This window comes from Comamonas koreensis, from assembly GCF_021026195.1.
GTDB lineage: Bacteria > Pseudomonadota > Gammaproteobacteria > Burkholderiales > Burkholderiaceae_C > Comamonas > Comamonas koreensis.
Genome location: NZ_JAJNCT010000003.1, coordinates 19,187 through 31,054 on the forward strand (window position 1 = coordinate 19,187; position 11,868 = coordinate 31,054).

Annotated in this window: 11 protein-coding genes; all 11 read left to right on the forward strand. The window is 63.7% G+C overall.

The window, feature by feature from the left end; translation table 11 throughout:
- Positions 1 to 20: 20 nt before the first annotated feature.
- The 11 genes from LPW39_RS00115 to LPW39_RS00165 all read left to right on the forward strand — a co-directional run bounded on the left by LPW39_RS00115 (position 21) and on the right by LPW39_RS00165 (position 11,799).
- Positions 21 to 809, forward strand: coding sequence for an enoyl-CoA hydratase/isomerase family protein (locus tag LPW39_RS00115; RefSeq protein WP_230770393.1), 789 nt, complete (start codon positions 21 to 23; stop codon positions 807 to 809).
- Positions 810 to 915: 106 nt separating this feature from the next.
- A complete protein-coding gene (locus tag LPW39_RS00120; RefSeq protein WP_230770394.1) occupies positions 916 to 1,695 on the forward strand; it encodes a DUF4126 domain-containing protein in 780 nt (259 codons plus the stop codon).
- Positions 1,696 to 1,751: 56 nt separating this feature from the next.
- On the forward strand, positions 1,752 to 3,761 hold the full coding sequence (locus LPW39_RS00125; protein ID WP_230770395.1) for an acetyl-CoA carboxylase biotin carboxylase subunit: 2,010 nt from the start codon (positions 1,752 to 1,754) through the stop codon (positions 3,759 to 3,761).
- A gap of 62 nt (positions 3,762 to 3,823) precedes the next feature.
- The gene (locus LPW39_RS00130; protein ID WP_230770396.1) at positions 3,824 to 4,747 is read left to right on the forward strand and encodes a 2-hydroxyacid dehydrogenase; all 924 of its coding nucleotides are present in this window, start codon (positions 3,824 to 3,826) and stop codon (positions 4,745 to 4,747) included.
- A 41-nt stretch (positions 4,748 to 4,788) separates the two neighbouring features.
- Complete coding sequence (locus LPW39_RS00135; RefSeq protein WP_230770397.1) at positions 4,789 to 5,700, forward strand: hydroxymethylglutaryl-CoA lyase; 912 nt, start codon at positions 4,789 to 4,791, stop codon at positions 5,698 to 5,700.
- An 86-nt stretch (positions 5,701 to 5,786) separates the two neighbouring features.
- Positions 5,787 to 6,287 carry a YbaK/EbsC family protein gene (locus tag LPW39_RS00140; RefSeq protein ID WP_230770398.1) on the forward strand — a complete coding sequence of 167 codons (501 nt, stop codon included), beginning with the start codon at positions 5,787 to 5,789 and terminating at the stop codon, positions 6,285 to 6,287.
- Positions 6,284 to 6,592: a DUF1289 domain-containing protein gene (locus LPW39_RS00145; protein ID WP_230770399.1), complete on the forward strand. Its 309-nt coding sequence runs from the start codon at positions 6,284 to 6,286 to the stop codon at positions 6,590 to 6,592. The genes LPW39_RS00140 and LPW39_RS00145 overlap by 4 nt, the downstream gene beginning before the upstream one ends.
- A gap of 12 nt (positions 6,593 to 6,604) precedes the next feature.
- Complete coding sequence (locus LPW39_RS00150) at positions 6,605 to 7,252, forward strand: DsbA family protein (RefSeq protein WP_230770401.1); 648 nt, start codon at positions 6,605 to 6,607, stop codon at positions 7,250 to 7,252.
- A 266-nt stretch (positions 7,253 to 7,518) separates the two neighbouring features.
- Positions 7,519 to 9,177, forward strand: a complete 1,659-nt coding sequence (locus LPW39_RS00155) for an MFS transporter (RefSeq protein ID WP_230770403.1) — start codon at positions 7,519 to 7,521, stop codon at positions 9,175 to 9,177.
- Positions 9,178 to 9,476: 299 nt separating this feature from the next.
- The gene (locus tag LPW39_RS00160) at positions 9,477 to 10,454 is read left to right on the forward strand and encodes a porin (protein ID WP_230770405.1); all 978 of its coding nucleotides are present in this window, start codon (positions 9,477 to 9,479) and stop codon (positions 10,452 to 10,454) included.
- Positions 10,455 to 10,821: 367 nt separating this feature from the next.
- Positions 10,822 to 11,799: a porin gene (locus tag LPW39_RS00165; protein ID WP_230770406.1), complete on the forward strand. Its 978-nt coding sequence runs from the start codon at positions 10,822 to 10,824 to the stop codon at positions 11,797 to 11,799.
- Positions 11,800 to 11,868: the final 69 nt, after the last annotated feature.

Sequence of the window (11,868 nt, forward strand, 5' to 3'; positions counted from 1 at the left end):
CCTGAGACAGAGAGGACTCCATGAAAAGCACATTTCTGACCGTCGAAGCCGCTGGACCGGTGGCCACCATCACGCTGACCCAGCCCGATGTGCGCAATGCCTTCAGCGATGAGGTGATTGCCGACATCACCCGCGCCTTTACCTGGGTGGGTGCGCAGGACCAGGTCCGCGCCGTGGTGCTGGCCGCCGAAGGCCCGGCCTTTTGCGCCGGCGCCAACCTGAACTGGATGCGCGCGATGGCCGACTACACCCGCGAGGAGAACCTGGTCGATGCCGGCAAGCTCGCCGAGATGCTGCGCGTCATCTACACCTGCCCCAAGCCGACGATTGCGCGGGTGCAGGGCGATGTCTACGCCGGTGGCATGGGCCTAGTGGCCTGCTGCGACATGGCGGTGGCGGCCAGCCATGCCGGTTTTTGCCTCAGCGAGGTGAAGATCGGCCTGATCCCGGCGACCATCAGCCCCTATGTGATCCGTGCGATGGGCCCGCGTGCGGCGCACCGCTACTTTCTGACCGGTGAGCGCTTTGACGCTGCCGAAGCGTTGCGCACCGGCTTTGTGCACCAGGTGGTGGAGGCCGAGGCGCTGGACAGCGCTGTTGACGGCCTGCTCAAGCACCTGCTGAGTGCCAGCCCGGCCGCAGTGCAGGCCTGCAAAAAGCTGGTGCTGGATGTGGCCGGCCGCGAGGTGGACGAGGCGCTGATCGCCGAGACGGTGGCCGGCATTGCCGATATCCGCGCCAGCGCCGAAGGCAAGGAAGGCGTGCAGGCATTCTTGAACAAACGCAAACCCAGCTGGCTGGGCAGCTGATGTATGCATGACGCGGCCTCGGATGGCAGACAGCAAGCAGGCATTGGCGCTATAAACAGCGCGTTTAAACAGCGTGTTTGCTGACTGGCACTGAGGAGCACCCACCATGGATATCTGGAACACCATCGTCAACTGGCTGCACGGCATCGGCCTGCATCTGGACAAGGACACCGCCCAAACGGTGGGGCAGGCGGCCGACCAGGTCGGCCAGGTGGCCGGCCAGATGGGCCAGGCCATGGCGCAGTGGGACTGGGGCCAGCTGATGGCCCTGGCGGCCGCGCTGGGCTGGGCCAGTGGCTTTCGGCTCTACGCGGTGGTGTTTGTGACGGGCATGCTGGGCGCGACGGGCGTGCTGCACCTGCCCGGCGGGCTGACGGTGCTGCAGCAGCCGGTGATCCTGGTCATCAGTGGCGCGCTGCTGTTTGTCGAGTTTTTTGCCGACAAGATTCCCGGCGTGGATTCGGTCTGGGATGTGGTGCAGAGCGTCGTGCGTGTGCCGGCGGGCGCGGCCTTGGCGGCCAGCGTGTTTGGCACCGACAACGCAACGATGGCCACGGCGGCCGCCCTGATGGGCGGCACCCTGGCGCTGAGCAGCCAGGTGGCCAAGACCACGACGCGCGCGGCCATCAACACCAGCCCGGAGCCTTTCTCCAACTGGGGCGCCAGCCTGCTGGAAGACGGGGTGTCGGTCGGTGCGGTGTGGCTGGCCATCAACCACCCGCTGGTGTTTGCGGTGGCGCTGGCCGTGGTGCTGGTGCTGATGTGGGTGATGACCTGGGTGCTGTGGAAGTTTTTGCGGGCCGTGGTGCGCCGGATTCGCCGGTGGCTGGGCCATGAAGAGCCGGTGGCCTTGGCCGCCACGGGCGCGGATCACCAACGATATTGACCCAGGGCTTGCAAAGGCGGGCCGGGGTCAGGGAAGAAGACTGAGGAGATTGTTCTATGTTCTCGAAAATTTTGATCGCCAACCGTGGTGAGATTGCCTGCCGCGTCGCCGCTACCGCCCGCCGCATGGGCGTCAAGACCGTGGCCGTCTACTCCGACGCCGACGCCCATGCCAAGCATGTGGCCGCCTGCGACGAGTCCGTGCACATCGGTGGCAGCGCCCCCAAGGACAGCTACCTGCGCTGGGAACGCATCATCGAGGCCGCCAAGGCCACCGGCGCCCACGCCATCCACCCTGGCTACGGCTTTCTGAGCGAGAACGAAGACTTTGCCGTCGCCTGCGCCGCCGCTGGTCTGGTCTTCATCGGCCCGCCTGCCAGCGCCATCCGTGCGATGGGCCTGAAGGCCGAATCCAAGCAGCTGATGGAAAAGGCCGGTGTGCCGCTGGTGCCTGGCTACCACGGCGCGGGCCAGGACCCGGCCATGCTGCACGCGGAGGCCGACCGCATCGGCTACCCGGTGCTGATCAAGGCCAGCGCCGGCGGCGGTGGCAAGGGCATGCGCCTGGTCGAAAAGAGCGAGGACTTTGCCGCCGCGCTGGAGTCCTGCAAGCGCGAGGCCATCAACAGCTTCAGCAATGATGCGGTGCTGATCGAGAAATACGTGCTGCGCCCCCGCCATATCGAGATCCAGGTGTTTGGCGACAGCCAGGGCAACTGCGTCTACCTGTTCGAGCGCGACTGCTCGGTGCAGCGCCGCCACCAGAAGGTGCTGGAAGAGGCACCGGCACCCGGCATGACGGCCGCACTGCGCCAGCAGATGGGCGAGGCCGCGGTGGCAGCGGCCAAGGCCGTGGGCTATGTGGGTGCGGGCACGGTGGAATTCATCGTCGAGCAGCCCGGCGGCTACGACCAGCCCGAGGCGATGAAGTTCTACTTCATGGAAATGAACACGCGCCTGCAGGTCGAGCACCCGGTGACCGAGGCCATCACCGGCGAGGACCTGGTGCAGTGGCAGCTGCTGGTGGCCAACGGCCAGCCGTTGCCCAAGCAGCAGGCCGAGCTGAAGATCAGCGGCCACGCGATCGAGGCGCGTATCTGCGCCGAGAACCCGGACAACAACTTCCTGCCCGCCACCGGCACCTTGCATGTCTACCGCAAGCCCGACTGCAGCAGTTTTGCGATCAGCGATGTGCGCATTGACGATGGCGTGCGCGAAGGCGATGCCATCAGCCCCTTCTACGACAGCATGATCGCCAAGCTCATCGTCCATGGCGCAGACCGCGCCCAGGCGCTGGCACGGCTGGATGCGGCGCTGGCGGCCGTGCGCATCGTCGGCCTGCAGACCAATGTGCAGTTTCTGCGCCATATCCTGGCCACGCCCTCGTTTGGCCAGGCCAAGCTCGATACGGCACTGATCCAGCGCGAAGAGGCGCTGCTCTTCAAGCAGCGCGGCCTGGGCCTGGATACCGCTGCGGCCGCTGCCGTGGTGGCCGAGCTGCTGCAGGAGCGCGCTACCGAGAGCAACGACCCCTTCAGCCGCCGCGACGGCTGGCAATCGCATGGCGTGACCGAGCGCCGTTTTGACTTTGAGTTTGGCGGCGACAAGCTGCAGGCGGCGCTGCGCTACGAGGCGGGCGGCCTGGTGCTGACGGTGGGCGATGCCACCGGCCCGCTGCAGTTCAGCGCCAACGGCGAGCTGGTGGAGCTGCAGTTCAACGGCCAGCGCGACCAGGTGCAGACCTGGCAGCAGGGCGAGGTGGTGCATGTGTTTGCCCCACGTGGCGCGGCCGAGATCACCGCCATCGATGCGCTGGCCCATGCCGGTGACGCCGGCAGCGAAGGTGGGCGCCTGACGGCCCCGATGCCGGGCAAGGTCGTATCGTTTGCGGTCAAGGCCGGTGACAAGGTCAGCAAGGGCCAGCCGCTGGCGGTGATGGAGGCGATGAAGATGGAGCACACGATTGCCGCCCCGGCCGATGGCGAGGTGCTGGAGCTGCTGTTTGCACCCGGTGACCAGGTGAGCGAAGGCGCCGAACTGCTCAAGCTGCAGGTCGCTGCGTCCTGACGTATGCGCCTCTGCGCTGTCTGTGACGGCGCTGCGCTGCTTTCTGTGCTGAAATGCCGGCCATGAAAATTCTCGTCTACACCGACAGCGATGCGCTCCAGCCCTGGCTGGATGCCATTCGCCTGCACCTTCCCCAGGCGGACGCCAGCGGCTGGACACCGGGCATGGCCCAGGCCGACTACGCGCTGGTCTGGAAGCCGCCGCAGCAGCTGTTGGACGAGCAAGGCGCGGGCCTCAAGGCGATCTTCAACATGGGCGCAGGCGTGGATGCGCTGTTTGCGCGCCAGCTGCCGCCCGGCGTGCCGGTGCTGCGGCTGGAAGACGCCGGCATGGCCGTGCAGATGGCCGAGTATGTCTGCCATGCGGTCATCGACCACTTCCGCGACATGGCGCCGTACCGCGCCCAGCAAAGCGCTGGCGTCTGGGCACAGCAGCCCTTGCGCTTGCGCAGCGACTTTCCCGTCGGCGTGATGGGCCTGGGTGTGCTGGGCGAGCGCGTGGCCCGGGCGGTGGCGCAGTTTGATTTTCCGGTGCGCGGCTGGAGCCGCTCGCCCAAGCAGATCGCTGGTGTGGACTGCTTTGCAGGCAGCGCGCAGCTGCCGGCCTTCCTGCGGGCCACGCGCATCCTCGTCAACCTGCTGCCGCTGACCCCGCAGACCGAGAACATCATCGACGCCGGCCTGCTGGCACAGCTGCAGCCGGGCGCCTATGTGATCAACGTGGCGCGCGGCGCACACCTGGTCGATGCCGACCTGCTGGCCGCGCTGGACAGCGGCCAGGTCGCCGGCGCCACACTGGATGTGTTCCGCAGCGAGCCGCTGCCCGCCGGGCACCCGTTCTGGCAGCAGCCGCAGATCCGCATCACGCCCCACAGCTCCGCCCGCACCTTGCCCGAAGAGACCTTGCAGCAGATCCTGCACAAGCTCCGGGCCTTTGCCGCCGGAGAGAAGCCTGGCGGCATGGTCTATGCCGATCGCGGATACTGATTCCGCCCCCCGTTTTTAAGAAATACCCCAGGAGACGCCCCATGGCCCGCTACCCCCAACGTGTCCAATTGATTGATGTCGGCCCGCGTGATGGTCTGCAGAACGAGAAATCGCCGGTGCCGGCGGCTGTCAAGATCGAGCTGACCCACCGCCTGCAGGATGCGGGCCTGACCGAGATCGAGGTGACCAGCTTTGTCAGCCCCAAGTGGGTGCCCCAGATGGGCGACAACGCCGAGGTGATGGCGGGGCTGGCGCGCAAGGCCGGTGTGCGCTATTCGGTGCTGACCCCGAACATGAAGGGCTATGAAGCGGCCGTGGCCTCCCAGCCCGATGAGATCGTGGTGTTTGGCGCGGCCAGCGAGGCCTTCAGCCAGCGCAATATCAACTGCTCGATTGCCGAGAGCATCGAGCGCTTTGCCCCTGTGGTGGAAGCGGCCAAGGCCGCCGGCATTGCCGTGCGTGGCGCGATGAGCTGCACCGTCGGCTGCCCCTACGAAGGGGAGATTGCGCCTTCGCGCGTGGCCTACCTGGCCGAGCTGATGAAGGGTATTGGCGTGGAGCGCGTGGACGTGGCCGACACCATTGGCGTGGGCACACCGATCAAGGTGCAAAAGGCGCTGGAAGCGACCCTGCAGTATTTCAGCGTCGATCAGGTGAGCGGCCATTTCCACGACACCTATGGCCAGGCGCTGCCCAATACCTTGGCGTCGCTGGAGCTGGGCATCTGGAACTTCCAGTCCTCCATCGCCGGCCTGGGCGGCTGCCCCTATGCCAAGGGTGCGACCGGCAATGTCGCCACCGAAGACCTGGTCTACATGCTGCATGGCATGGGCATCGAGACCGGCATTGACCTGGACAAGCTGGTCGATGCGGGCATCTACATCAGCGACTTTTTGCAGCGCAAGCCCAACTCGCGCGTGGCCGTGGCGCTGATCAACAAGCGCGCGGGCTGAAGGGCCGAGGCGGGGGCACGAATGCCCGGGGTGCTGCAGCCGCAGGCGCAAGTCGGCACAATCATGGCGTAATCAGGAGTCAAACCATGTGTGGAGCGGAGTTGCTGAGCCTGCCCGAAGGGGTGCAGCGGGTAGCCAGGGTGCTGCAGGACAAGGGCCATCCGCATGGGCCGCAGATGCTGGAGGTCTCAGCGCGCACGGCCCAGGAGGCGGCAGATGCGCTGGGCATTGCGCTGGGCCAGATCGCCAAGAGCATTATTTTTCGCCGCAAGATCGACGATGCCTGCGTGCTGGTCATCACCTCGGGCGATTGCCGCGTGGACGAGACCAAGGTGGCGGCGCTGGTCGGCCCGGTAGGGCGCGCGGATGCGGATTTTGTCAAAGCCCGCACCGGCTTTGCGATTGGCGGTGTCTCGCCGGTCGGCCATGTGACCAAGCCCGTCACCTTAATTGACCGCGAGCTGTTCCGCTTTGAACAGATTTGGGCTGCCGCAGGCCACCCGAACGGCGTGTTTGCGCTGGCGCCGGCCGATCTGGAAGCGCTGACCGGGGCGCCGGTGGCCGATGTAGTCAAGGAGGCGGCATGACAGAACAAGTGGACAAGCCGGTGGCGTTGCCGGTGGCATCGCCCGCGCCACTGGCTGCCCGCACCAAGCAGGTGCGCGTCACCGGTGCCTTTGCGGCCGGTTACGCCGATGTCGTGCCATCGCCCTGTGTGTCGCTGTGCAAGATGAATGCGGACCGCAGCCACTGCATCGGCTGCTACCGCTCGATCGACGAGATCCGCGCCTGGTCCAAGGCCGATACCGCCGAGCGCCAGCAGATCTGGCTGCAGGCGCTGGGCCGTGCGGGCCTGGGCACCAATGGCCGGCCGCTGGTGCCGACCGTCTGACAGGAGCCGGGTATGAAAAGCATCGATTTCTACCTGGACTTTGTCTCTCCCTACGCCTGGCTGGCCTTCCATGCGCTGCCGCAGGCGCTGCAAGGCCATAGTGTGCATGTGCGCTACCGGCCCGTCCTGCTGGGGGCGCTGCTGCAGCAGCATGCCAACCCCGGCCCGGCCGGCATTGCCGGCAAGCGCGAATGGACCTACCGCCATGCCAGCTGGCTGGGCCACAGCCTGGGCTGCGGTCTGCAGATGCCCGCCCAGCACCCCTTCAACCCCTTGCCCTTGCTGCGCCTGGCCTTGCGCACCGGCCAGGGCGGCTGCATCAACCGCTTCACGGCCGATGCCATCTTTCGCCATGTCTGGCTGGGTGGCGCCGATGCGCTGGATGCGCAGCGCCTGCAGGCCTTGGAGCTAACCCTGGCCGAGCAGCTGCGCCATGGTGATGCGGCCGAGCAGGCGGCCAAGCAGGCCTTGCGCAGCAATACCGATGCGGCGGCGGCTGCCGGCGTGTTTGGCGTGCCCAGCATGGTGCTGGACGACAAGCTGTTCTGGGGCCTGGATGGGCTGCCGATGCTGAGCGCCTACCTGAACGGCGATGCCTGGTTTGCCGATGGCCAATGGGATGCGGCAGCCGACCGCCCCTCCGGCTTGGCCAAGCGCTGATAAGCGCTGATTTCCGGCTTCAGCGCCGCTGAAAACACCTTTCCCAGCGGTTTTGCCAGCCCTGGGACTTTCCCTTGGTTGCTGCTGCAGTGCAGCGATTTTCCACATGGCAAAACAATTTCTGCGGGTTGCGCTGGATTTTGTCAGCGAATTGTCAGCAGCTTGCAAGCTAGTGTTGGAAAACCGTCAGACTTGGGTCAGCGCTTGCTTGAAGAATGCAGTGTCCGCCAAACAAAAGAGCGGCAACACTACTAGGAGACAACAGCATGGCAACCAGTGCAGCAGCACGGCCGATGACAAAGGAGGAGCGCAAGGTCATCTTTGCCTCGTCACTCGGTACCGTTTTTGAGTGGTACGACTTCTATCTCTACGGTTCGCTGGCGGCCATCATCGCCAAACAGTTCTTCTCCGGACTGGATCCAACCTCTGCCTTCATCTTCGCGTTGCTGGCCTTCGCGGCCGGCTTCATCGTGCGCCCCTTCGGCGCGCTGGTGTTCGGCCGCCTGGGCGACATGATCGGGCGCAAGTACACCTTTCTGGTCACCATCTTGCTGATGGGCGCATCGACCTTCATCGTCGGTATCCTGCCCAACTACGCCAGCATTGGCGTGGCAGCGCCCATCATCCTGATCGTGCTGCGCATGCTGCAAGGTCTGGCGCTGGGTGGTGAATACGGTGGTGCTGCTACCTACGTGGCCGAGCATGCACCGCATGGCAAGCGCGGTGCCTACACCTCCTGGATCCAGACCACGGCAACCCTGGGCCTGTTCCTGTCCTTGCTGGTGATTCTGGGCACGCGCACCGCCATGGGCGAGCCTGCCTTCAATGACTGGGGCTGGCGCATTCCGTTCCTGGTGTCGATTCTGCTGCTGGGCGTGTCGGTGTGGATCCGCATGACCTTGTCCGAGTCGCCGGCGTTCCAGCGCATGAAGGCCGAAGGCAAGACCTCCAAGGCACCGCTGCGTGAATCGTTTGGTCAGTGGAAGAACCTGAAGATCGTGATCCTGGCGCTGATCGGCCTGACCGCCGGCCAGGCCGTGGTCTGGTACACCGGCCAGTTCTATGCGCTGTTCTTCCTGACGCAGCAGCTCAAGGTCGATGCCGTCAGTGCCAATCTGATGATCGCCGTGGCCCTGCTGATCGCCACCCCGTTCTTCGTGATCTTTGGTGCGCTGTCCGACAAGATCGGCCGCAAGCCCATCATCATGGCGGGCTGCTTGCTGGCTGTGCTGACCTACTTCCCCGTGTTCAAGATGCTGACCGAAGCGGCCAACCCCGATCTGGCAGCGGCGCAAGCCAAGAACAAGGTGGTGGTCGTGGCCAACCCGGCCGAGTGCTCCTTCCAGTTCAACCCGACGGGTACTTCCAAGTTCACCAGCTCCTGCGACGTGGCCAAGCAACTGCTGGCCGCCAACTCGGTGAGCTATGAAACCGAGGCCGCACCTGCTGGCACGACGGCGGTCATCAAGATCGGCAACGACACTATCCCCAGCTATTCGGCTGCGGGCCTGAGTGGCGACGATCTGAAAGCCAAGGACGGCGCTTTCAAGAAGGCTGTGGCCGAGACCCTGGCCAAGGACGGCTACCCCGCCAAGGCCGACCCTGCCAAGACGAACAAGTTCTTGACCGTCGTGCTGCTGACCTACCTGGTGCTGCTGGTGACCATGGTCTACGGGCCGATTGCCGCGATGCTGGTGGAAATGTTCCCCACCCGTATCCGCTACACCTCCATGTCGCTGCCCTATCACATCGGCAATGGCTGGTTTGGTGGTCTGCTGCCCACGACAGCCTTCGCGATCGTGGCCCAGACCGGCAACATGTACAACGGCTTGTGGTATCCGATCATCATTGCCGGTATCACCTTTGTCATCGGTACCTTGTTCGTGCGTGAAACCAAGGATGTGGATATTTACGCGAACGACTGAAACGCAATACTGCGAGACGGCCCTGGATATTCGCTTGGCGTAATCACCCAAGGCCTTCAACTCTCAACAGCACCTGCGGGTGCTGTTTTTTTTGCCTTGGTGCGCTCTCATGGTTAATACCAAGGTCTGTCATCGAAGTGTGGTAGCGATGCGTCACTCCTTGAAAAACTGCCTGATATTCAGCACGTTCAATGGGGTGTGCCGCCTAGAATTCATCCTACGCGACGAGCTTGAATTTGCCCTCCGCAAATCACCGCAACGTCCAACCATATTTTTATTACTCCATCCCCGAGGACACTATGCGTTCACTGAATCGTTTGATGATTGCCACCTTGGCCATTGCTGGCTCTACCGCTGCACTGGCGCAAAGCAGCGTGCAGGTTTATGGCCGTGTGAACACCTCGGTGGAACGCCAAAAGGTGGGTGATGTCTCCACCACCGGTCTGTTCAACAACGCATCGCGTATCGGCTTCCGTGGTACGGAAGACCTGGGTGGTGGCCTGAAGGCTGGCTTCGTGCTGGAATCGGGCTTCAACTCGGACGACGGCTCGGGCACCGGTTCGGCTGGTGGTCTGACCTTCCGCCGCCAAAGCGAAGTGAACCTGGCTGGCAACTTCGGTATGCTGCGTCTGGGTACCTTCACCTCCGAGTCGTACTACGCAGTGGCCGACTACGGCGTGCTGGACCAGCCTAACCATGACACCGGTTCGCTGTCGGATGCGCTGTACAGCTACGTGATGCGCGACTCCAACAAGATCGCCTACCGCACCCCTGTGTTCCTGGGCGGCCTGACCATCGAAGGCGCCGCATCGTTCCACGAAAAGGCTGCCGGCACCAACGACAAGCACGGCTACGACCTGGCTGCCAACTGGGAAAGCGGTCCGCTGGCCCTGGGTGCAGGTTTCAGCAAGGTGGGTGGCGACAAGCAACTGGGCCTGCGCGCGCACTACACCATCAACGCCTTCCAACTGGGTGCCTACTACCAACGCTCTGACGAAGAGCTGCGCGGCAAGCGCAACGCTGCCCGCGTGACCGGTATGTACACCATGGGTGCTTCCGAGTTTGTCGCTGGCTTCGGCTGGGCTGGCAAGTGGGACGACGTCAGCAACAGCGGCGCGCGCCAGCTGATCCTGGGCTACAACTACAACCTGAGCAAGCGCTCCAAGCTGTACGCTGGTTACACCAAGGTCGACAACAAGGCCAACGCGAGCTACGCCACCGGCATCTCCGGCGCCGACTTCAGCACCTTCGCTGCTGGTATCCGCCACAACTTCTAAGCAAGCTTCGGGCGCCCAGCGCGCCTTCTGCTTCACCACCCGCATTCGCAAGGAGGCGGGTTTTTTTATGCCTGTGATGCCTTCTGTCGGACGATGTAATCTCTGGCTCGCTGTCACGCTTGGACCTGCATTCTGGACGGATGCGGGTCTTTTTGTTTTTCACCATCAATGGGTCTAGGCTGATTCTGCTTAGCTCTCACGGTTATCTAAAAGATCTTCCCTGTATTAACCAAACTGTACTTTTTATAATAGAAAATAACTATTAAAAATAGAGTTTTGGTATTAAATATAGATTGCTAGATCGGTTCTCGTGGAGAAATCGACGGTCCTTTCTCGCGATTTCAAAGACTATCCGTGAGGAGACAACATGCGTGTGCTGATTAACCGTATGACCCTGGCCGGCTTGGCCGCTGCCGGTGCGCCTGCCGCCATGGCGCAAAGCAGTTTGGAGATTTTTGGGCGCATCAATACCACCCTGGAACGGCAGAAAACAGGTGATGCCACGACCACCGGGCTGTACAACAACCGCTCCAGCATTGGCTTTCGCGGCACTGAAGATCTGGGAGGCGGACTGAGAGCAGGCTTTGTGCTGGAGGCAGATTTCAATTCCGACGATGGGTCCGGTCGTGGAGGTACAGGCATTGACTTCAGGCGCCACAGTGAAGTGAACCTGTCCGGCAACTTTGGCCGGCTGCGTCTGGGCTCGATGCCTTCCGAGACCTACATCGCCATGGCTGCCGAAGGGGTGATGGGCCAGCCCAACCACGACCTGGGCTCGCTGTCGGATGCGCTCTACTATTACCCGATGCCCGATGCCAACAAGATTGCCTATCGCACGCCGGTGTTATGGGGCGGCCTGACGATCGAGGGAGCCAGCGCCTTCCATGAAAACGCAGAAAACTCGGGCAACAGAAACGGCTACGACCTCACGGCCAAGTGGGCCCAAGGGCCGCTGTCGCTGGCCACAGGCGTCACCAAAGTCCATGACAGCACCACCCTGGGCCTGCATGCCCAATACACCTTCGACGCCTTTCGAGTGGGCGCCTACTACCAGCGCACCGATGAAGACCTGCGCGGCAAGCGCAATGCGGCCCGCATCACTGCCTTGTACAGCCTGGGTTTATCGGATCTGATCGCGGGTGTTGGCTGGGCGGGCGACTGGAGCGGCGTCTCGGGCAGCAGCGCGCGCCAGCTGATCCTGGGCTACAACTACCACCTGAGCCTGCGTACCAAAGTGTATGCCGGCTACACCAAGGTGGACAACAAGGCCAATGCCAGATATGCCACCGGTACAGACGGGGCTGACTTCAGCACCTTTGCGCTCGGCATTCGCCACCACTTCTGAGCGGCCACCGCCCCACAGAGGCGCCCCGCGCGCCGTCCGCTGCCAGGCCCGCATTCGAGAGGATGCGGG

Excerpts from the sequence above, each read along its gene's own strand:
- LPW39_RS00165 (WP_230770406.1), top strand. The coding sequence starts at position 10,822 with ATGCGTGTGCTGATTAACCGTATGACCCTGGCCGGCTTGGCCGCTGCC.
- LPW39_RS00120 (WP_230770394.1), top strand. The coding sequence starts at position 916 with ATGGATATCTGGAACACCATCGTCAACTGGCTGCACGGCATCGGCCTG.
- LPW39_RS00155 (WP_230770403.1), top strand. The coding sequence starts at position 7,519 with ATGGCAACCAGTGCAGCAGCACGGCCGATGACAAAGGAGGAGCGCAAG.
- LPW39_RS00145 (WP_230770399.1), top strand. The coding sequence starts at position 6,284 with ATGACAGAACAAGTGGACAAGCCGGTGGCGTTGCCGGTGGCATCGCCC.
- LPW39_RS00135 (WP_230770397.1), top strand. The coding sequence starts at position 4,789 with ATGGCCCGCTACCCCCAACGTGTCCAATTGATTGATGTCGGCCCGCGT.
- LPW39_RS00130 (WP_230770396.1), top strand. The coding sequence starts at position 3,824 with ATGAAAATTCTCGTCTACACCGACAGCGATGCGCTCCAGCCCTGGCTG.
- LPW39_RS00150 (WP_230770401.1), top strand. The coding sequence starts at position 6,605 with ATGAAAAGCATCGATTTCTACCTGGACTTTGTCTCTCCCTACGCCTGG.
- LPW39_RS00125 (WP_230770395.1), top strand. The coding sequence starts at position 1,752 with ATGTTCTCGAAAATTTTGATCGCCAACCGTGGTGAGATTGCCTGCCGC.
- LPW39_RS00140 (WP_230770398.1), top strand. The coding sequence starts at position 5,787 with ATGTGTGGAGCGGAGTTGCTGAGCCTGCCCGAAGGGGTGCAGCGGGTA.
- LPW39_RS00160 (WP_230770405.1), top strand. The coding sequence starts at position 9,477 with ATGCGTTCACTGAATCGTTTGATGATTGCCACCTTGGCCATTGCTGGC.
- LPW39_RS00115 (WP_230770393.1), top strand. The coding sequence starts at position 21 with ATGAAAAGCACATTTCTGACCGTCGAAGCCGCTGGACCGGTGGCCACC.